The 19,258-nt window shown below is 71.9% G+C and carries 15 protein-coding genes, 1 tRNA gene and 1 pseudogene; 9 read left to right on the top strand and 8 right to left on the bottom strand.

From position 1 onward, the window contains the following. Window positions 1–67: 67 nt before the first annotated feature. Window positions 68–1,474 (top strand): GH1 family beta-glucosidase, encoded by a 1,407-nt coding sequence (locus ACGF1Z_RS11605; RefSeq protein ID WP_393002563.1) that lies wholly within the window; start codon window positions 68–70, stop codon window positions 1,472–1,474. Window positions 1,475–1,566: 92 nt separating this feature from the next. On the opposite strand, the gene ACGF1Z_RS11600 is transcribed toward ACGF1Z_RS11605, so the two are convergent. Further along, entirely contained in the window at window positions 1,567–2,043 is a 477-nt protein-coding gene (locus ACGF1Z_RS11600) for a hypothetical protein (protein WP_393002561.1), read from the bottom strand. Then, window positions 2,036–3,514: a glycosyltransferase gene (locus tag ACGF1Z_RS11595; protein ID WP_393002559.1), complete on the bottom strand. Its 1,479-nt coding sequence runs from the start codon at window positions 3,512–3,514 to the stop codon at window positions 2,036–2,038. The genes ACGF1Z_RS11600 and ACGF1Z_RS11595 overlap by 8 nt, the downstream gene beginning before the upstream one ends. 436 nt (window positions 3,515–3,950) lie before the next feature. On the opposite strand from ACGF1Z_RS11595, the gene ACGF1Z_RS11590 reads away from it, so the two are divergent. After that, complete coding sequence (locus tag ACGF1Z_RS11590; protein ID WP_393002557.1) at window positions 3,951–5,240, top strand: serine/threonine protein kinase; 1,290 nt, start codon at window positions 3,951–3,953, stop codon at window positions 5,238–5,240. Between the two features lie 432 nt (window positions 5,241–5,672). Here ACGF1Z_RS11590 and ACGF1Z_RS11585 read toward each other — a convergent pair whose 3' ends face one another. After that, window positions 5,673–7,496 carry an alkyl/aryl-sulfatase gene (locus ACGF1Z_RS11585; protein WP_393002555.1) on the bottom strand — a complete coding sequence of 608 codons (1,824 nt, stop codon included), beginning with the start codon at window positions 7,494–7,496 and terminating at the stop codon, window positions 5,673–5,675. 92 nt (window positions 7,497–7,588) lie between these two features. On the opposite strand from ACGF1Z_RS11585, the gene ACGF1Z_RS11580 reads away from it, so the two are divergent. Together ACGF1Z_RS11580 and ACGF1Z_RS11575 are read left to right on the top strand one after the other, a co-directional pair. Then, the gene (locus ACGF1Z_RS11580; protein WP_393002553.1) at window positions 7,589–7,876 is read left to right on the top strand and encodes a DUF3253 domain-containing protein; all 288 of its coding nucleotides are present in this window, start codon (window positions 7,589–7,591) and stop codon (window positions 7,874–7,876) included. A gap of 631 nt (window positions 7,877–8,507) precedes the next feature. Next, window positions 8,508–8,879, top strand: coding sequence for a hypothetical protein (locus ACGF1Z_RS11575; protein ID WP_393002551.1), 372 nt, complete (start codon window positions 8,508–8,510; stop codon window positions 8,877–8,879). Between the two features lie 345 nt (window positions 8,880–9,224). On the opposite strand, the gene ACGF1Z_RS11570 is transcribed toward ACGF1Z_RS11575, so the two are convergent. Further along, the gene (locus ACGF1Z_RS11570; RefSeq protein WP_393002549.1) at window positions 9,225–9,743 is read right to left on the bottom strand and encodes a DUF6328 family protein; all 519 of its coding nucleotides are present in this window, start codon (window positions 9,741–9,743) and stop codon (window positions 9,225–9,227) included. Window positions 9,744–10,374: 631 nt separating this feature from the next. Here ACGF1Z_RS11570 and ACGF1Z_RS11565 point away from each other — a divergent pair. Both ACGF1Z_RS11565 and ACGF1Z_RS11560 read left to right on the top strand, forming a co-directional pair. Then, window positions 10,375–10,881 (top strand): hypothetical protein, encoded by a 507-nt coding sequence (locus ACGF1Z_RS11565; RefSeq protein WP_393002547.1) that lies wholly within the window; start codon window positions 10,375–10,377, stop codon window positions 10,879–10,881. A 291-nt stretch (window positions 10,882–11,172) separates the two neighbouring features. Beyond that, a complete protein-coding gene (locus ACGF1Z_RS11560; RefSeq protein ID WP_393002545.1) occupies window positions 11,173–11,592 on the top strand; it encodes a hypothetical protein in 420 nt (139 codons plus the stop codon). A 303-nt stretch (window positions 11,593–11,895) separates the two neighbouring features. Here ACGF1Z_RS11560 and ACGF1Z_RS11555 read toward each other — a convergent pair whose 3' ends face one another. Then, entirely contained in the window at window positions 11,896–13,179 is a 1,284-nt protein-coding gene (locus ACGF1Z_RS11555) for a hypothetical protein (RefSeq protein ID WP_393002543.1), read from the bottom strand. A gap of 990 nt (window positions 13,180–14,169) precedes the next feature. On the opposite strand from ACGF1Z_RS11555, the gene ACGF1Z_RS11550 reads away from it, so the two are divergent. The 3 genes from ACGF1Z_RS11550 (at window position 14,170) to ACGF1Z_RS11540 (ending at window position 16,462) form a co-directional block, all read left to right on the top strand. Continuing rightward, window positions 14,170–14,970 carry a peptidoglycan DD-metalloendopeptidase family protein gene (locus tag ACGF1Z_RS11550; RefSeq protein ID WP_393002541.1) on the top strand — a complete coding sequence of 267 codons (801 nt, stop codon included), beginning with the start codon at window positions 14,170–14,172 and terminating at the stop codon, window positions 14,968–14,970. Window positions 14,971–15,162: 192 nt separating this feature from the next. Continuing rightward, window positions 15,163–16,152, top strand: a complete 990-nt coding sequence (locus ACGF1Z_RS11545; protein WP_393002539.1) for an ArsR/SmtB family transcription factor — start codon at window positions 15,163–15,165, stop codon at window positions 16,150–16,152. Window positions 16,153–16,385: 233 nt separating this feature from the next. Further along, window positions 16,386–16,462, top strand: a tRNA-Trp gene (locus ACGF1Z_RS11540). Between the two features lie 214 nt (window positions 16,463–16,676). Here the strand turns inward: ACGF1Z_RS11540 and ACGF1Z_RS11535 are convergent. The 3 genes and pseudogenes from ACGF1Z_RS11535 to ACGF1Z_RS11525 form a co-directional block, all read right to left on the bottom strand. Beyond that, window positions 16,677–17,630 carry an SDR family NAD(P)-dependent oxidoreductase gene (locus ACGF1Z_RS11535; RefSeq protein WP_393002537.1) on the bottom strand — a complete coding sequence of 318 codons (954 nt, stop codon included), beginning with the start codon at window positions 17,628–17,630 and terminating at the stop codon, window positions 16,677–16,679. Window positions 17,631–17,795: 165 nt separating this feature from the next. Beyond that, window positions 17,796–18,065: pseudogene (locus ACGF1Z_RS11530) on the bottom strand (DUF6479 family protein); the annotation flags it as partial. A gap of 416 nt (window positions 18,066–18,481) precedes the next feature. Next, a complete protein-coding gene (locus tag ACGF1Z_RS11525) occupies window positions 18,482–18,721 on the bottom strand; it encodes a hypothetical protein (RefSeq protein WP_393002535.1) in 240 nt (79 codons plus the stop codon). Window positions 18,722–19,258 lie beyond the last annotated feature (537 nt).

The raw sequence follows: 19,258 nt of genomic DNA, 5'->3' as shown, positions 1-19,258 counted from the left end.
TGCCCTGCCCCTGCCCCTGTGCCCCCTGCCCCCGCCCCCTTGCGCCCCGCCCCCCGGAGACCTCCGTATGCCCGCCGTAGACCGCTTCCCCGACGACGACGCGCTGATCGAGCGCCTCCCGCCCGACTTCCGGATCGGCGCCGCCACCTCCGCCTACCAGATCGAGGGCGCCGCGGCCGAGGACGGCCGGACCGCCTCCATCTGGGACACCTTCTGCCGGGTCCCGGGTGCGGTGGACAACGGCGACACCGGGGACACCGCCTGCGACCACTACCACCGGATGCCCGAAGACGTCGCACTGATGGCGGCCCTCGGCCTCGACACGTACCGCTTCTCCGTCTCCTGGCCGCGCGTCCAGCCCGGCGGCCGCGGCCCAGCCAACCCGGCCGGACTCGCCTTCTACGACCGGCTGGTCGACGAACTCCTCGGCCGGGGCATCACGCCCTGGCCGACCCTCTACCACTGGGACCTGCCCCAGGAGCTGCAGGACGCCGGAGGCTGGCCCGCCCGGGACACCGCGCAGCGCTTCGCCGACTACGCGGGGCTCGTCCACGACCGGCTCGGCGACCGCGTCACCCACTGGACCACCCTCAACGAGCCCTTCTGCTCGGCGGTCCTCGGGCACGTGGAGGGCGTGCACGCCCCCGGCGGCCGTTCCCTCGCCGACGGTGTCGCCGCCGTGCACCACCTGCACCTCGCGCACGGGCTCGCCGCCCGCCGCCTGCGTGCGGACGCCACGCGCCCCCTCGACCTGGCCGTCACCCACCTGCTCGGCACCAGCGCCCCCGCCACCGACAGCCCCGCCGACCGCGAGGCCGCCCGCCGCGCGGACGCGTTCGGGTTCCGTTTCTACCTCGACCCGATCCTGCGCGGCGCCTACCCGGACGACCTCGTCGCCGACCTCGGCGCCCAGGGCATCGCGATCCCGGTCCGCGACGGGGACCTCGACACCATCGCCACCCCCATCGACACCCTCGGCGTCAACTACTACCGCTCCATGAGGTCCTCCGGCACCGGCCCCGACGGCGCCACCACCGACCCCCACGGCCGCCCCGTCACGCGCGCCCTCCCGCACGGCGGACTGCCCGTCACCGGGCTCGGCTGGGAGGTCATGCCCCACGACCTCACCGCCCTGCTGCTCCGCATCGCCCACGACTACCCCGGCACCCCCATGGTCATCACCGAGAACGGCGCCGCCTACGACGACACCCCGGACGCGGACGGGTACGTCGACGACCACGAGCGCACCGCCTACCTCTCCGCCCACCTCGCCGCCGTCGCCCGCGCCCACGCGGCCGGCGCCGACATCCGCGGATACCTCGCCTGGTCGCTCCTGGACAACTTCGAGTGGGCCTACGGCTACGCCCAGCGCTTCGGCCTCGTCCGGGTCGACTACGAGACCCGGACCCGTACCCCCAAACGCAGCGCCCGCTGGCTCCGCGACACGGCCTGCCTGGTGCGCGGCGGCGCGTGACCCACTGCCCGTCCGGGGCGCGTGTCAGGCCCGCGAGGCCCGTATCCGGTGCCCATCACGGCTCAGGTCCGAGGGTTCGGCATCGGCCCGGATCAGGGCGCCGGCGGTGGCGGTGGGGGTGGCTGTGGCGCCAGTTGGTTCGCGGCGGTCCGGGACGCCGCGGCGGCCAGCTTCAGGTCGGCGGCGTCACTGCGGCCCAGGGTGAAGATCTTGACCAGGGCCAGCAGGGTGGGCCCGAAGAAGGTGCCCGCCAGTACCGGGTGGTCGTTGATGCCGAAGTGGACGGAGGCCCCGAGCGTGGCCAGGGCCACCACCAGCCCCGCGTACACGCCGTGCAGATGCCGCCGGTGCGCACGCAGCCGTTCGGCCCCCAGGGCCCGGATCCGCTCCTGCTCGGCGAGGGCCCTGTCCCGTTCGGCCTGCATCCGTGCCTCGTGCTCGCGCGCGAGCTGCGGGTCGAGCGCCGCCAGGGCCACCGCGAGGTGCTCCGCCGGAAGAGTCGCCCACTGGGTGGCGATGTCCAACGCGCTGGGCTGACGCGCCTCCTGCATGCCCAGGTCCTCAGCCATCGCCGGCGCCTCCGTCTCCTTGCGGCGTCGGAGCCGCCTCGGCGAGCCGCAGCGACGAGGGGGGAGGGCCCAGGGCCCGGAAGAGTGCGTCGAGGCCGCTCGCCATGGCCGTCACCGCGGCCGGGGTGTCCGTGGACTCCGCCACGTGCAGCAGGTCGGCCGGGGCGGAGTCCGGGGCGGGCCGGTCCGGCGGGGGCGCGACGGGCGGGCGAGGGGGTTCGTCGCGGCTGCGTTCGAAGTGTGAGCGCAGCACCTTCGTGTCGCTGCGGAGATAGGTCCACAGGGCGGCCCACGCGGACCAGGTGAGGAACGCGAGGTCGGGCAGACGGGGCAACAGCACCCGCCGGGCGAGTGCGACGTCCTGCGGGCCCGTCGCGAGGAGCAACCGCAGCTGCCGGCGGCCCGACGACTGGGCGCGCAGCCACAACGTGGCCTCCAGAGCCGGTCCGTGGAGCAGGAACAGGCACCACAGGGCCATGGCCACGGCGAAGGAACCGTTCGCGAGGACGCCGGCGAGCGTCGCGGCGCAGACGGCGACGGGGCCGGCGGCCAGGGCGCGGACCAGGGGGACCAGCAGTGCCTGCCGGGCCGCCGCCCGGTCGCGGAGGCCCGTGGTACGACGCCACTCGCCCGTGCGGTGGATCTGGAGCACGCTCGTGAAGTGCCGGACGCGCCACGAGGTGAGGCCGGTCCACCGGGTCACGGGCGTGGTGCCGTCACGTGCGGGTTCGCCGTACAGCACGGCGCCGGCGGCTCCGTAGCTGAACAGCCGCAGCATCAGCTCCCGTTCCTCGAACCTGCAGTCGTCGTCCCAGCCGCCGAGGAGACGCACCAGCTCGGTCCGCACGAAGTGCGTGTCGCTGGGGCCGAGGTAGAAATGCCTGGTCACGCGGACCGGGCGGTGGCCGCGCACGCACACCAGCTCGTCGAGCCGCTTCTGGAGGTCGATCGCGTTCGTGTTCTCAGGGATGTCGATCGCGACGCGGACGACGTCGGCACCGGACACCTGGAAGGCACCGTCCACCCGGTCGAGCAGACCGCTGCGGACGGGGCCCTCCACGTCGATCACGCCGATGATCTCACCGGAGCAGTGCGGCAGCCCGGCGTTGAGTGCTGCGGACTTGGTCACCGCCGGGGTGTGGACGACGCGGATCCGGTCGGGATGCCGCTGCGCCAGGACCCGCGCGGCCGGCTCGCTCACGAAGTCGTCCTGCGCCAGGAGCAGGAGGATCTCGACGTCGCGGCGCGGCCCGGCGAGGAGCGACTCGACGGTCGCCGCGAGTTCCGGCTCGTACCGAGCGGCCACGAGCAGCGAGAAGCGCACCCGGCCCGGCGGCGCGTACGGCAGCGCCCCGGGATCCGGCAGGTCGTACTGGGCCTGGGCGCGGACGAACCTCGGCCGGGGCAGGAACAGCCGGACGAGTACGGCGCAGACGGCGACGACGCCCATCGCCACGACGGAGACGCCCATGAACCCCACCCCCCTCACGACCACTATGGCCCAACGGCCCCCTCGCCGTACGCCGTTCCGGCAGGCCGACCGGTCTTGCCCCGGACCTCCGTTGCCGGTGAGCCGCTCGAACACGGAAGGCCGCGGCGAACGCGGAGCCCTCCCGTCAGGACGCGCTGTGCCCTCAGGGGTGAGGCGAAACGTGGATACGGACGTGCGTCGTGCACGCGGCCCGCGAGCAAGCGCATGGCCTCCTCAACTAGCCTACGGGTGTACGCACTGAGGAGATCTCGTCGATTGGCCGGCGCACCGGCGACGCCCCGCAGGGCGCGAGCCCTCGTAGCGGCTCTCGGCGCCGGCGCCCAGCCGACGGGGTGCGGTCGCGCCGATCGTTCTCGCGGAGCGTCAGCCCGCGAGCACGTAGGACGTGAACGTCTGCAACGGGGGAGGCCCGACAGTGCAGGACCAGCTCTTGGGGGACCGCTACCGGCTGCTGCGACCGCTCGGTGAGGGCGGAATGGGGCAGGTGTGGGAGGCACGCGACGAGACGCTGGGTCGGCCCGTCGCCGTGAAGGTGATCTCCAGGCTCGCCGGCGGCGGGAGCCGGGGCGATCAGGCGCGCCGCCGGTTCCTGCGCGAGGCGAGGATCACGGCCCGTCTGCAGCACCCCAACATCGTGACCGTCCACGACCTGGGCGAGACCGGTACGGGGGACGAACGGGCCCCGTTCCTGGTGATGGAGATCGTCCGCGGCGAGGGCCTGGACTCCATGCTGGGCAGGGGAGCCGTTGCCCTGCCGGACGCTGCCCGGTGGGGCGCGCAGATTTGCGAGGCACTCACGGAAGCGCACGACGCCGGGATCTTGCACCGGGACATCAAGCCGTCCAACATCTTCGTCACGCCGTCCGGCACGGTGAAGGTCCTTGACTTCGGCATCGCCAGGGCGGCCGGCCCCCTGCCGACGGTGGACCGACTCACCGCGACCGGCCTCATCGTCGGTTCACCCGCCTACATGGCGCCCGAACAGGCACGCGGTCTCCCGGAGCCCGGCAGCGACCTGTATGCCCTGGGGTGCCTCCTCTACGAACTGATCACGGGACGGCTCCCCTTCCAGGCGCCGGACGCCCTGGGCCACCTCTCCGCGCACCTCACCCAGGAACCGCTCCCGCCCAGCTCGCTGGCCGCGGGCATTCCACCCGCCTGGGACAGTCTCGTGCTGAGGCTGCTCCACAAGGACCCCGCCCAGCGGTACGCGACTGCCGCCGACCTCTCCCGGGCCCTACGGCAGGTCGGCCAGGGCCCCTTGGGCCCGTTCCACATCTGGACGTTCGCCGACAAGGTGCTGGACGTATGGAACAGCCCCGAGGACGGCGTCCCGATCATTCAGCACAGCTGCCACGGCGGGCCGAACCAGCAGCTCACCCTGCAGCCCCTCGGGCAGGGGCTGTTCGAGATCGGAACCTTCGCCGGGAAGTGCCTGGAGGTCTTCGACGCCAGTACCGAGGACGGCGCTCGGATCGTACAGAACAGCCGGCACGGCGGGCCGAACCAGCGGTTCACCCTGCGGTCCCTTGGGCAGGAGTTGTTCGAGATCGGAACCTTCGCCGGCAAGGTGCTGGATGTCTGGAACAGCCCAGAGGACGGCGTCCCGATCATTCAGCACAGCTGCCACGGCGGGCCGAACCAGCGCTTCCGCCTCGTGCTCGTCGGCTCGGAGAACCTTCTGGAGCGCCCAGGGGTCTGGTGAGCACCCCCATGCACGTCTTCGGTAATACCGCCGAGGACGGAGGCAGTACCGTGATCGGCACCGGAGGCGAGTTCGGGATACCGGTGGGCGCCCCTGCACGCCACCACCGAGGTCTGGGTGGAGTCACGGGCACTGGACGGCCACGCCCGGCGCTGGGCCGGAACGGTCACGAGGATCACCGGCCAGGCCGTCGACGCCCTGGACCTTGAAGGGCGCGAGCCGGTACCCGGAGTGCGGGGCCGCACGACACCTGGTGGCGGGGGGAGGACTCGCTGATCGCCGTGTATCGCGGCGAGGCCGTTGCCATGGACGCCCCGGGGGCTCTCGAAGCCCGTGTCTGCAGCGGCCTCGACGAGTGGGGTCTGCACGGCGGCTGACCCCCGCACTCCCGCCCGCGAGGAGGGGCGCGGTCCCCATGGCCGGGACGCGGTGTCACGGGGTGACGATGGCGAACTCGGGGTCAGGAGTGTCCAGTACGGACACGAGCCTGGTCAGCACGCTCGGGTCGCCGTCGACGTCGACCCCGTCGAGACCCTGCCCGCCCAGCAGGGCCGGCAGCTGCGCTTTGGTGAGGGTCAGCGTCAGGTCGGCCGGCCGGCCGGTCGGGGCGTCGAGGTCGCGCGTGCGATAGGTGAGGGCACCGTTGGAGAGGGTGAGACGCCAGACCCTGCCCTGGTCGGTGACCTTCCAGTCCAGGGTCAGGCGAACGTCCCAGGCGCGGGGGCCGTTGACGCGGATGGCGAGCGAGTCGGCGAGCTGGTCGACCGACAGGGCCATGGCCATCTCGGGGTTGGTCATGTCGATGGCGACCGACGCGCCCGTGCCGCGCAGTTCCTTGGCCGCGGTCAGGTAGAAGTTTCGCCAGGTGCCGTTCTCCGCCCCGTGACCGAGCCGGTCGTAGACCGTGGCGAGGGCCTCGCGGGCCGGAGCGTGGTCCGGCCGGGCGAACACGGCGTGATTCAGGAGCGTCGCGGCGAAGCGCAGATCGCCGGCAGCCGCGTACTCCTCGCCCTTGGCGGTGATGGCCTCGATACCGCCGTAGTCGGCGGTGAACCGGCGGGCCTGCTCGACAGGCGTGTGCTCCCACAGGTGGGCCGGGTTGCCGTCGAACCATCCCATGTAGCGGTGGTAGACGGCCTTGACGTTGTGGCTGACCGAGCCGTAGTAGCCACGCGCGGACCAGGCCCGCTCCAGAGCGGGGGGAAGGGCGAGCTCCTCGGCGATCTCGTCGCCGGTCAGGCCGTCGTTGAGGAGCCGCAGGGTCTGGTCGTGCAGATAGGTGTAGAGGTCGCGCTGGACGCCGAGGAACTCGGCGATGGCCTCGCGCCCCCACGTCGGCCAGTGGTGGGAGGCGAAGAGGACGTCGGCCTCACCGGCGAACAGTTCCTCGGCCTCGGTCAGGTAGCGCGCCCAGACGCGGGCGTCACGGACCAGCGCGCCGCGCAGGGTCTGGATGTTGTGCAGGGTGTGAGTGGCGTTCTCGGCCATGCACAGGGCCCGGTGCCGGGGAAAGAAGAAGTTCATCTCCGAGGGTGCCTCGGTGCCGGGGGTGAGCTGGAAGACGATCTCGACGCCGTCGATGACCTCCTTCTGGCCCGTCCGGGTGATGTCCACCGTGGGCGGCACGAGACTGATGGTGCCGTTCGAGGTCGTGGCCCCGAGGCCGCAGCCGATCTGTCCGGCCGGCCCCTTCTCCAGGTCGCTGCCGTACATGAACACGGAACGGCGGGTCATCGCGTTTCCCGCGTAGACGTTCTCGCTGACCGCGTGCTCCATGAAGCCGACCGGGGCGTAGATCGGGACGCGGTCCTCCGCGCCGCGCGGGACGATCGCCCGGCTGCCACCGAAGTGGTCGCCGTGGGAGTGCGTGTAGATCATGCCGGTCACGGGGCGGTCACCCCGGTGCTCGCGGTACAGCGCGAGGGCCGCCGCGGCCGTCTCCATCGAGATCAGCGGGTCGATGACGATCACCCCGCTGTCACCCTCGACCAGGGTCATGTTCGACAGGTCGAGCCCGCGGACCTGGTAGATGCCCTCGGTCACCTCGTACAGGCCGTGGCGACCGACGAGCTGCCCCTGGCGCCACAGGCTCGGGTGCGCCGTGTCGGGGCACTCGCCCTCCATGAACGCGTAGGCGCCCGCGTCCCACACCAGGTGACCGTCGGCCCTGGTGATCCGCACCTCGCCCAGCGAGGCGACGAAGCCACGGTCGGCGTCGGCGAAGTCGGCGTCGTCTGCGAAGTCCAGCTGCGTCATACGCGCAGATTAGGACGATCCATCCGGTTCGGCGCGACGACGGAGGACGATGCGCTCGAAAAATCACGGACCGAGTGGGAAGGTCCTCGGTCGTGCAGACTGGAAAGGTGACGGAAGGCAGGCAGCAGACGGTCCGGCGCCTGGAGCGGACGATCCTCGAGCTCCTGGAGCGCCGCGCCCCCGATGCGTCGATCTGCCCCTCGGACGCTGCGCGCGCCGCATACGAAGGGGACGACGACGGCTGGCGAGCCCTCATGGATCCGGCCCGTCTCGCCGCCCGCCATCTCGTGGAGCAGGGCGAAGTCGAGATCACCCAGGGAGGCCGCCCGATCCCGCCGGGGAAAGCCCGGGGTCCGATCCGCATCCGCCGCGTCCGCTGACCCGTTCCAGGAGGCCCGTGCGTCGCTCGGGCACCACGGCCGCCTCCGCCGGCACGCCGTACCACGCTTCGCGCCCATCGATCCGACGCCCTGTCCAGCCGACGAGCACGAGCAGCGGGAACACCAAGCCGGCCGTGATCAAGGCGGTGCGTGACCCGAGGCGCCATCTGGGGCGGCGGTCGGCGGGCGCATCAACGGGCTCCGCCGGGTGTGGAGGGGCACTCAGTCCGGCCCGGGACATAGGCGCGGCCGAGAATGGCGAGGCGGGCGTTGCCGTCCGGGAAGGGGAAAGAAGGCCACGTCGAGGTGAGCCCTGGCCGCGCGGGCGGCCAGAGGGACCCGCAGGTCGGCGCTGTTGCGTCGCAGACATCGCTCGAAGTCTCGCCTGGTGCGTGACGTCAGGGTGCAGCGTTCCCGGCCACCTGTGGCGAAGGCGTCGCCCTGCCGGTGAGGCCGTCCACGATGGTGGGGTGCTCAAGTGCCGACCCGGGCCGGAATGAGGCCGGTGACGGGCAGTCCAGAACGCGTAGGGGGACCGGCGGCCCCCCGACCCGTGACGGCCACTACCGTCGGCAGCATATTCCCGTGGCCCGTATTCATGAGTGGTGCCCGGCCTCGATACGGTGGCGACATGACGACGATCCTGCGCCACCCTCGACCGGGACTCAGCTGGGATTGGTGGGCAGTCGACGCTTCGGGCTTCCTGGTGCAGTTCACCTGCGGTCCGGCTCCCGAGCACCTGCTCGCGCATATGGATCGTGTCGACGCGGCGGCCGCGTGGGCGGAGCAGCACCGTCCCGCATGGTTCGGCGGCGGACCGCCTTCGCTCCACGCCTTCGACGGCGACGGCGAGCTGCCGCACTACACCCGCGACGGTGTCCCGGACACCCCGCTGCGATGGTCCGATGCGCCGTCAGTCATCGCGGACGTGGCAGGCCTCGTCGAACTGCGTCGAGCCGTGGGAGGCAGCAGGGCGATCTTCCTCGACGAACGGTGGGTCTAGAAAGCTCTGGCAACTGCCCCGTGACCGGCTGACGAAAAGCGAGCAGAACTGCTTCGCGTCACGTACAAGCCCCCCTGCTCGCAGGGCCGGCACCATCCATCGATCGGGTAGCGGTCCCGCTCCCCTCCTCCGCTCGGCCACGGCTCGCCCCGGCCGGGGGTGTCACCGGAGCGCCGGGACCAAGGCGGCGCGCTCGACGACGGCGCGAGCAGTCCGCGTACACCGGGCTGCAGGTGCCGGAGCGCGGGACTGCCGAGCCCCGATTCGCGAGCTCCGATCCACGACCCCGAGGCGCCCATGCCTCCGCCTCGGGTGACGAGCGATCTGCCGCGCCGTTCCGTCCGCTCAGTGTGGGGATATGCCACGGGCGCGGTGCCGCGCCCACAGGGGGATGGCGAACCACCACGTGGCTATCCACAGGCCGATACCGGTGGCCAGCCAGAACGCCAGAGTGTCGTGCAGTGCGACGCGCAGGATGAGCAGGAAGACCATCACGATGGTGCAGAACTGAAGGACCAGCGAGGTGAGTGTCATTCGGGAGGCGAGGACGACCGTCTGGGGCTTGAGTCCCTTGCCGGAGACCAGCCGGTGCAGCGACACCGGGCCCACGAGTGCGCCGACCGCGGCCGCGCCGAAGGCGACGGTGACGACGAAAATCGTCTGATCGACGTCGTTCAGTTCCTTGAAGCGGGGTTGGAAGACCACTGCGAGCAGGAACCCGAAGAGGATCTGCATGCCCGTCTGGGCGACCCGCAGTTCCTGGAGCAGTTCCGTCCATCTGCGGTCCGCCCGTTCGGCTTCGGTCTCGTTCCGTCCGTCCCTGACCGCGTCCCGGTGAAGTCCCTTGTCACTGTCTGTTGTCATGTCCGCCGTCTGCCCAGATCTCGACAGCCCAGACCCCCTGCCACGCGCCGGTCGCGACGCCGGCCTCGGACGACTGGCGGCGCGCACCAGTGGAGCGTGGAGTCAGCTCCAGCCGGCAGCTCGCCGCAGGTCACGTGTGAGGGCGGATGAGGGGTGCCGAGCGACTTCGCGATGGGGGACACCGAGTCCCTACCCGGGCGAAGTCCGGAGCCGGGCAGCGGACCGGCCCGCACGCACCGCGCGTGCGGGCCGGTCTCCACCTGCCCGGGCCCTCGCGGACGGGGGAGGCCGCGGGGCCCTGATCGAGCGGCCCATGTCTTCCGCTCCACGCCCGCATACCCGCGAACCGGGTCATCAATCGCGCCCGGCGGAAGGAAGCGACTCGAAGAAACCGGTGGTCAGTCATCCTCGCGGCCATACCGCCTCGGAGGGCGGCAGGGCGTCGCGGAGCCGAGAACGCCTCGCTGTGTGCTTCAGGACCGCGGTGGTTGCCCCAGCGCGCCAGTGCGATGGCCTGGGTGCGCGGCACCTGCCCAGCCGTAGACTTGAACGCGTTCAATTAGTCTGGCAGGGTTCTCCCCGCGGCCACTCCTATCGCTTGGCCGATGCGGGCCGAGGGCGGGAGGTCCTGGTGACGGACGGACGCAGGCTGCGTGTGCGGGGTGCGGCGCTCGGTGTCGTGCTGATGATGTCGGGCGCCCTGACGGCGTGCGCCGGCCCCTATCAGTACTACGAGGGAACAGGGGTCCACGACACCACGGCGACCGAAGTCGCTGATGGCTGGGAGAACGTCGGGGGGACCCATGTGGTGCTTCGTAAAGACGGATCGGCTCTCGTCGTAAGGCTCGACGGGCAGGACTTCGACTTCGATGACGGCTGGCGGCTCTCCGGTTCGGGCACCTGGCAACTCACCGACGACGACGGTCAGGTCGTCCGGCTCGCGCTGACGACCCGTACACGAGTCGAGCGGCGCTTGCCGGTGACGGGGGCTGACCCCTCGGCTCAGGAGCCGCCGTCGACGTACTCCTGGATCTTCCACGTGGACCGCGATCAGCGCAATGGGCTGAAGCTGTTCTTCTTCTACGGTGATCCCGACATCGGGAACACCTACGTGATGACACGCGGGACAGAGGCGTAGCCGTTCCCCCGGCTCGAACGGCGGCCAGTCCCGCGTCGCCCGTCGTCAACGCCCCTGGAGCCGGGCCAGGAATGCTGGGACGAGTCGCGGTCTTTCGCGTACGGGGACCTCGAGGTCTGCTGCTGCCGCAAGGTTTCTCTCCTCTGCGTCCAGAGCTGGCGTGACTGACACATGCTCGCTGCATGATCGTGGCGTGAGCCCGGCAACCTCTGTTCGTGTTCTCGCGTCCCTTCGGATGCCGACTCTCCCGGCCGCTTCCGAGCCGCATCGATTCCGGAGGTTTTCGTCCGCATGACCGCAGCCGTCCCGAACTCATCGCAGAAACGCCTCCGCCGCCCGCGCCGGCTGGGGCCGGTCCTGTGGGGATTCGTGTGTGGCGTCGTGCTGACCGGCTGCTTGGTCACCGCTCTGCGGTGGCCGCAGGAAGAGGTGACCTACCGCAGTGCCGCCCCGTCTTCGCTGATCTATCCGGACGAGGCGCCGCACCACCTGGCCCTGGTTCGCCGCAGCACGTTGTCGGGCAGCGAGACCTTCCGGCTCTTCGTGGGCAGGCAGCCCAATCCTTCCTACGGGCACTGGATCGATGTCGACGCCGCCCTCGGGCAGCGGGGGGTGGAGTCGACCGAGTGGACGAGCGAGGGCGTACGGGTCCGCTTCCCGACGGGGCACGAAGTCTTCATACCTGCACGGGCGTTCCTCTACGGCAGGTGACGCGCGGGCCCGCCCTGTTCGACCGGACGAGCCCCTGTGCGGCGCCTGCGGCCCGCGCACGTGGCCCGGGCGGACGGCCGTCACACCGGGCTCGTTGACGTCGCGCCCGTCGCCCGTCGGCGTACGGCGGACGGCCAGGAGGGCGCGAGGGGTGTGCCACACGGACTGTGAGCTCGGCATCCTCGACCGGTTCACCCCACCGGCGCCCGGTGAGATCGCAGTGCCCCGTACGAGGATGCCCGTCGAACGACAGGGGGCGGCTCGTTCCTTGGTCACGGGCGACCCGTCACCCCCGGCGTCGGTTCAGCAGGTCGGGACGCCGGGGAGCCAGCCTTCGGGGACGTCGATGTAGATGTTGGAGACATAGCCGCCGTAGTCCGGCAGGTAGGACCAGGCGTCGTTGCTGTAGCCGTCGATCTGTACGAGCTGACCGTGGACCTGGCACTGGACGCGCACGGTGGTGGGGCCGGCGAGCTGAGCGACCTGGGCGGACGCGGATGTGGCCTGCTTGCGGATGTTGACGCCGGTGCCCCAGGTCGGGAAGGAGCGGCTGGTGGCGTCGCCGGTCCACAGATAGGTGACGGTGACCCAGCCGTTGTCGTCGAGGCCGATGTTGTAGAAGGTGCCGTCGGCCAGGTCGATGCCCGCCGGGTTCAGCACCCGGCGGCCGAATTCGTCCCGCCCGCCGTTGTAGCCGTTCTCGTAGGCCGCCTGCGCCTCCGGCTTGCCCTGGGGAAGGTCCTTGAAGGTCTCCCGGACGGAGGAGGGATTCCAGTGGTCGTCGTGGGTGTTCCAGGGGCCGACGTCCCAGACCGGCGCGGTCTCGCACCGGGCCGGGCCGCAGACGTGCACGGAGTACTCGGTGCTGCCCTTGGGGGACAGCCCGCGCCGTGACGGAAGTGCGACGAAGTGGTCGTTGGGGACGATCACATGGCCGTTGGCGGTGGTCCCGCCGACCAGGCCCTCACGGGTGGCGAAGACCCGGGCCGAGAACGGCGCGGCGGCGGCCACGCCGGCCGTGCCGGTCGCCCCGGCATCGGCGGCGGGCGCGCCGAGGTGCGCGCTCAGGCCCAGGCCGCGGATCTCCGGGGTGGCGCCCGCCGGTGCGCCGATGAGGGTGAGGCGGACCTGGACCTCGGTGACGGCCCGAGGCAGCACGGCGGGTTCGCCGGCGCGCGCCTCGCGCCACTCCGTCCAGCCTCCGAGGCCGTCGCGTCCGCGAAGGTCGACCGCCGTCCCGGTGCCCGTGGGAGTGGTGGCGTCGAGGTCGACCGTGATCCGGTTCACGGCCCGGTCGAGCACCCGGGTGGGCAGCACGGTGCTGCCTTGGCCTCGGCCGGCACGGGCCGAGGCGGGCCGCAGACGGCCGTCGCGCAGCCGCAGGGAGCCGCCGGCGCGGATGATGTTGACCTCGTCCGAGCCGGCCGTGAGGTCGGCCCGCCAGGCCACCGGCCCCGGCGCGCGGTTCGCCGCCGGATCCTGCGCGGCGGCCGGGCCCGGGCCGAGGGCGAAGGCGGACAGGGTGGTCAGCAAGACGGCGGCTACGGCCAGGCGGCGGCCGGAGCGCGGTCTGTCGGTGCGGCGCATGGTGCGACTCCTTAGGGTCGTGGGGGGGCGGGGTGGTGCGCGGGGTGCGGTCAGGGGTAGTCGGCGATGTCGGTCAGGGTGTTGTCGCCGGGGTAGCTCATACAGATCTGGGTGATCCAGCCGCGATGTTGCGGCCGCCAGGCCCAACCAGCCGTTGTCCTACGGGGTCACGGTGACGCGCGTGCCCTTGCTTCGGCGCAGTGCACGATGACCGCGACTCCGGTTGGCAGGGTGGCCAGACGGGTGGAGCCGGTCTCCGGTGGACCGGATGCGTACGCCGATTCCCAGGTGCCGACCCGGGTGCCCGCAGGGCGGGGCTGCGCCCGGCCGGTCGGGGGAGTGGGCGTGCGCCGGCCGCGGCGTCGTCGCTGCTGCTGCGCAGCACGGCGGCGAGGCGCACCCGTCGGCGCAAGGGAGTGGGGCGGAGCCGCCGTTCCCGAAGACGGCAGACGTCGCAGGCGAGCAGCGGCTTCGCCAAGGAGACAGGCCGGGACTTCTCTTCGGGGCCGGGAAGTTCGGCGAGCCCGCTGCTCTGCCGTTCGTGCACGGAGAGGCCCTCCGTCGTGCCGCCGGGGACGTCGGGCATCGTGCGGGCGTCCGCTCTCCCTGTGGCCGGCACCTCCGCGGCGGGCCGGGAGCCCGGTGGGATGACGGCCCGCCGTGTGAGCACGATGCCGAAGAGGAGGAGCAGTGCGGCGTGCGCCGGCATGGCACCACGCCGGCGCGGTGCGCAGGGCCGGTGATTCCGGGGCACGGGTCGAGGGCTCCTCGGAGACGTGGGGCGGGGGGCTGACGGGCCGTCGGACACATCTGGTGCGCGGACGCCAGCGTGAGGAGGTCCGGCGCCCCGGCGCAACGGTTTCGATCCTGGTCGAAGGAGCCCGGCACACGCTTGTCAGGGCCACGTCCTCCCGCTACGTTCCCGACGTCTCACAGCGCCCCCGTCCGGAGCGTCGCCGCCCGGCCTCGTCCCCCCACCTAGGAGCAACAGTGAGGTTCCTCAAACGTCTTCCGGTCCTTGCCGCGGCCGCGCTGCTGGCGCTGGCCGGTCTCTCGGCCTCCCCCGCGCACGCCGGGGAGAGCGCGGCGACGGCCGCACCCGGCTTCAAGGCGCCGTATCCCTGCGGCCAGCGGTGGACCTACAGCCACCACTCGGCGGAAGTCCGGCGCGCCCTCGACTTCGTCCGCGCCGACGGCGGCGCGACGGCGGGCACGCCCGTCCTCGCCTCGGCTGCGGGCACGGCCACCCGGCACTCCCAGCCCAGCGGCGCCGGCAACTACGTCGTGATCGACCACGGCGGCGGCTGGCAGACGTACTACTTCCATCTCTCCGCGTACTCGGTGGCGAGCGGCGCATGGGTGGGCCAGGGCCAGCAGATCGGCACCACCGGCAGCACCGGCAACTCCTCCGGCGCGCACATCCACTACGAGCAGCTCTACAACGGTGTGGGCCAGAACATCGTGATCAACGGCGTCGGGCTGTCCTACCCCGGCAGCTACAACCAGGCGTACCTGACGAGCGACAACGCCTGCGGCGGCAGCGGTTCGCCGTTCACCACCTGGGGGAGCGGCATCAACGTGCGCGCGGACGCGCGGCTTTCCGCGCCGGTCGTGACGACGCTGGGCGGTCCGACGGCCGTGTGGGTGCTCTGCCAGAAGCAGGGCGACACCGTCAACGCGGAGGGCTACACCAACAACTGGTGGAGCAGGCTCCGCGACCAGAACGGTTTCATCAGCAACATCTACATCGACCACCCCAGCGCCCAGCTCCCCGGCGTACCGCTCTGCTGACGCGGCACCCGCCCGCCGAGCCTCGGCGATGCATGTCGGCGGGACCGTCCGGGCGGGGAGCCCGGACGGTCCCGCCGACGCACGCCCGGCGTCAGTCTTATGACATGCCTGCGCCAAAGGCTCAACGCGCATAGACTGCCGGACCGGCGCCGTCCGGCGCCCCTGACTCGCTGGGGGTGCACAGTGCTTCGGGTGGACTTCAGCAACGAGGACCTGGTCCGGCTGCGCGTGGCCGCCGGCGTGGACCCGCTCTGGGAGACCGCACTCAGTCTCCATCTCCTCCAGAACCGGACCGCCCCCCTCACCTTCGGACCCTGGCGCCGCGAGGTGGGCGCGGCACTGCGGCGCACCGGGCTGCTGCCGACCGCCCGCGACCTGATGCGCCTGTGCCCCGACGACGCCTACTTCCCCGACTTCCTGACCCCCGGGCGCGGCGACCTCGACATCGACGCCGGCCTCGACCGGCTGCTCACCACCCCCCGCCGACAACTCCTCGCCGAACTGACCCGACTCCACGCCCACACCCGCGGCCGGGCCCCGCACGGGATGCGGCTGCTCGCCGACGGCTGCCCCCGGGCGCTGCGCCGGCTCGGCCAGTCGCTGCGCGCCTATTACCGCGTCGCCGTCGAGCCGTACCTCCCGGCGATACGGGCACAGGCGGCGTCCGACCGGGCGCTGCGGGCCGAGGCGGCACTCACCCACGGCGCCGAGGGCATGCTCACGGGATACGACGACCTGCCCGGCTGGCAGTACCGGCAGGGCCGTCTGCGCGCCCCGTATCCCGTCGACCGCTCGCTGCTGCTGCGCGGCAGGGCACTGACCCTGGTGCCGGCCTTCTTCTGCGTCCGGGCGCCGCTGGCCCTGGTGAACGACTCGCTGCCGCCCGTCCTCGTCCATCCGCTCGCGCCCGCACCCGGCTGGCTCGAGCGCCGACGCGGCACCCCGACCGGCCCGGCGGCGCAGCTCATCGGCTCCTCCCGCGCCGAGCTGCTGCGGATGCTGGACCGCCCCATGACCACCAGCGACCTCGCCGCCGCACTGCGACTGGCCCCCTCCACGGCGAGTCGGCATGCCTCGGTGCTCCGTGACGCAGGGCTGCTGCTGTCGCACCGTGACGGCGTACGGGTGCTCCACCACAGGACCCGGCTGGGCGAAGCGCTCCTCGACGGCGCCCTGAGCTGAGACAGCGCGGGCCCCTCGGAGGAGCAGGGCGAGAAGATCGTCGGTCCGCGGTGTGCACCGTGGACGGGGGACCACCACGGCGTCCGCGGTGAAACATGCCGCGACCGGTCGAGCGGATCGCCGCTGACATCAGCCACAGGCTGCCGGCCTGATGGCCCGGCCGTGCCGATCTCCGGCGGCAGGGAAAGTCGGTGGCGGGTGCGAGGCGGCAGGTGCCATGCTTGCGGCCGCAGAGGGGTGTAGCTCAGATGGCCAGAGCGCCGGTCTCCAAAACCGGATGCCGCAGGTTCGACTCCTGTCACCCCTGCCATAGCCTGGTGGCCCCCAACGAGTCGTTGGGGGCCACCAGGCCGTACCTGACGCATGATGCGAACCGCCCCCTACTTCGCCGTCGATGGCCGTGAAAACGGGCAGTTCCCGGTGTGTGGGCCTTCGGGGACCGTGGTACCGCTGCAGGGGCCGCCCTGGTGGTCGCTGCCACGGAACACCAGGAGAGGGGCCGCCGGTGCGTCCCGCGGCTCCCTTCAGATGATGCCGAGGTCGGCGCCGGTCAGATCACAGCTTGCGTCCCACAGCCCTGCGGCGACGGAGCGGTCTTCCAGATGGCTCCACATCGCTTCGGGTCGGGGCCGGCCGCGCAGGCCGAAGACGCGCGGGCCCCAGAGCTGGCCCCCACGCACAGCCGGGTCGAGCACCGCCCGGACCGCGGACCATGCGCCGGCGTGCTTGCCCTGGACGAGAAGGGCGGCCGGTGCGGCCTTCAGCCGTTCACCGGTGGTTCGCGTGTGTACCGGCGGCCGCGACGGGGTGAGGGAGTCCAGCGCGCCGCCGGGGTGGACCACCACGCTCGCCACCGTGCTGTCGGCGGCGCGCAGGCGGCGATCGAGTTCGAGGCCGAAGTACATCTGGGCGAGTTTGGAGCGCCCGTAGGTGCGCTTGGGCCGGTAGTCCCTCCGGGACTGCAGGTCGTCCAGGTCGAGACGCTCGGACTTCGCGGCGAAGCTTCCCATGGTCACGACGCGGGCCGACGGCGCAGCCGACAGCAAGGGCATCAGCCACTGGGTCAGGACGAAGTGCCCCAGGTGGTTGATGCCGAACATGAACTCGTGACCCGCGCCGGTCTCCCGGCGCGGCGGGTCGTCGAGCGCGACGCCGGCGTTGTGGACCACCGCGTCAAGGCGCTCCACCTTGAGAGATTCCACCACGGCTCCGAGCGAGGTGAGGTCGGCGAGGTCCAGACGCACGGATCGCAGCCGTGCACCGGGGATGCGCGCCCGGATCGAGGTCATGGCGACCTCTGCCCTGGCGGGACTCCGGCTGCCGAGTACGACCATGGCTCCGGTCGCCGACAACTGCTCGGCGATGAAGTACCCGATGCCGGCGTTGCCGCCGGTCACCAGGATGACGCGGCCATCGGCCTCCGGCGGTCGTCGGACATTCCAGGCGCGGTGGGAGGACGGGGACGCGGTGGACGACATGGCGGCGGGGCTCCTTGCACGTGAAGGCGGTCGCAGCTGTCCCTTGGACGGCTCGATTCCACGCTTCCAGCGGCCACCGACAGATTGCTGATGAATCACCGACAGACCCGCCGGTCCACCGACACGCCGTCGCACCGAGCACCGCGGTTGCGGCCTGCGGTCTCCCTAGCCCTCCGGGGGCTCCGGCAGGGGTACCGTGGCCGCCCCGAGCTGGTAGGGGCGCAGGCGGTGGGCCTGGTCGGTTCTGGGGACCTCGGCGTGGCGTCGGTATTCGGACGTCTCGCCGGGAGGCCGGTCGGTCGCCGGCCTCCGGGGATGGGCTGTGGGGGAGGGCGGGGCACCTTCTTCGTTGCGCAGCCTGGCGCCCAGGATGAACCCGCCGATGAGAACGGCGACGACGATCGCTCCGATGATGATGTGCACGAGACCTCCAAGGCCGTGTGTACGTGCTGGTGCGACGGTTTCCCCCGCCCCGTGGACGGCGGATGCACCGTCCGGACGCGCCGACTCCCATGGGCTAAGGCGCGCGGCACCTGAGGGCGAGCTGTGCGTCCGGACCGGGCACGAACTCCTCGCCGGCGGGTGCTGTGCCGGCGGGTGGTGCCGCCGACGGAGGGCGACCGCAGGGCGGTGGCCGGCGCCGAACCGGTGCCTGTGAAGCTCTGGCCGCGATCACCTTCGTGGCGACGTCGGGCTGCAGGAACAGTGCGCGGTCGGCGCCGGCAGGTCTCGCCTGGCCATCGACGGAGCTGGACCGTCGACTAGGTCCCGGACCTGGGGAGAGGTCCCACCCCCGCGGCGGTGGGACCTCTCGGCGGTACTCGTTCGAGGAACCTTCCTGATCGCGCGGTTCAGTGTTGCGGAGTCGCTGCTCCGCTCTCGTCGCGCTCGTAGTTGGCGAGGGCCAGGCCCAAGCCGAAGAAGGTCGGAGCCCATTCGCCCACGAAGATGCCCCAGCGGTCGGCCCGCTCCAGGTCCTCGCGTCGATTGGACGCCAGCCACGAGGCGAGGGACAGGCCGATGGATCCCAACGCGGCCATGTAGGCGTGCTCGCTCCGCAGTCCCGCCTCGTGCAGCTTCTTGATGATCATTTCTCTGCTCCCTGTGAGTTCCCGTACGACAGGTCCCCTGTGCCTGCACGCACCTGAAGCCGGTTCAGGCCGCGGGGAGGTTGCCGTCGTGTTCCGCAGGCGCGAAGGCCTCTGCCGCCGCGCTCCACGCGGCACCGCTGCACCCGGGGGGCAGCGGAGGGAAGACGTGACCGGCGAGATCGATCCGCCACAGGTGGCCCGTGGGACAGTTGCACACGAAGACACCGGCGGCCGGGGTGACGGCGCCAGGCCGAAACATCTCCGATGAGACCATCGCCTGCTCCTTTCTCCGTTTTGAGTCGCTACGCACCTCTTTCGGGTCCCCGAAACTGCTTGGATGCGGAGCCCCGCACAAATAGGCCGGACGAGTGCGGTCACGCGCCTGCCCGGTGGCCGGCCGTCCGGCGCATTGCCCTGGTCGCCCGACACGGGCCCGGCGCGCTGAGCAGGTCAAGGCAGCGACGGTGCCGAGCTCGCCGTGAGCCGCCGCACGGGCCTCCCGCCCCCGGCCATCCGCGGCCGCCGCGCCGCATGAGG

This window comes from Streptomyces sp. NPDC048018, from assembly GCF_043202995.1.
In the GTDB taxonomy this organism is placed as follows: Bacteria; Actinomycetota; Actinomycetes; order Streptomycetales; family Streptomycetaceae; genus Streptomyces.
Note: the sequence above shows the minus strand (reverse complement) of the source record. Positions and strands in the feature narration are given on the sequence as shown.

Coding starts and splice junctions, on each gene's coding strand:
- ACGF1Z_RS11525 (WP_393002535.1), bottom strand. CDS start 18,721: ATGATCATCAAGAAGCTGCACGAGGCGGGACTGCGGAGCGAGCACGCC.
- ACGF1Z_RS11605 (WP_393002563.1), top strand. CDS start 68: ATGCCCGCCGTAGACCGCTTCCCCGACGACGACGCGCTGATCGAGCGC.
- ACGF1Z_RS11535 (WP_393002537.1), bottom strand. CDS start 17,630: ATGTCGTCCACCGCGTCCCCGTCCTCCCACCGCGCCTGGAATGTCCGA.
- ACGF1Z_RS11595 (WP_393002559.1), bottom strand. CDS start 3,514: ATGGGCGTCTCCGTCGTGGCGATGGGCGTCGTCGCCGTCTGCGCCGTA.
- ACGF1Z_RS11570 (WP_393002549.1), bottom strand. CDS start 9,743: ATGACAACAGACAGTGACAAGGGACTTCACCGGGACGCGGTCAGGGAC.
- ACGF1Z_RS11575 (WP_393002551.1), top strand. CDS start 8,508: ATGACGACGATCCTGCGCCACCCTCGACCGGGACTCAGCTGGGATTGG.
- ACGF1Z_RS11555 (WP_393002543.1), bottom strand. CDS start 13,179: ATGCGCCGCACCGACAGACCGCGCTCCGGCCGCCGCCTGGCCGTAGCC.
- ACGF1Z_RS11585 (WP_393002555.1), bottom strand. CDS start 7,496: ATGACGCAGCTGGACTTCGCAGACGACGCCGACTTCGCCGACGCCGAC.
- ACGF1Z_RS11600 (WP_393002561.1), bottom strand. CDS start 2,043: ATGGCTGAGGACCTGGGCATGCAGGAGGCGCGTCAGCCCAGCGCGTTG.
- ACGF1Z_RS11560 (WP_393002545.1), top strand. CDS start 11,173: ATGACCGCAGCCGTCCCGAACTCATCGCAGAAACGCCTCCGCCGCCCG.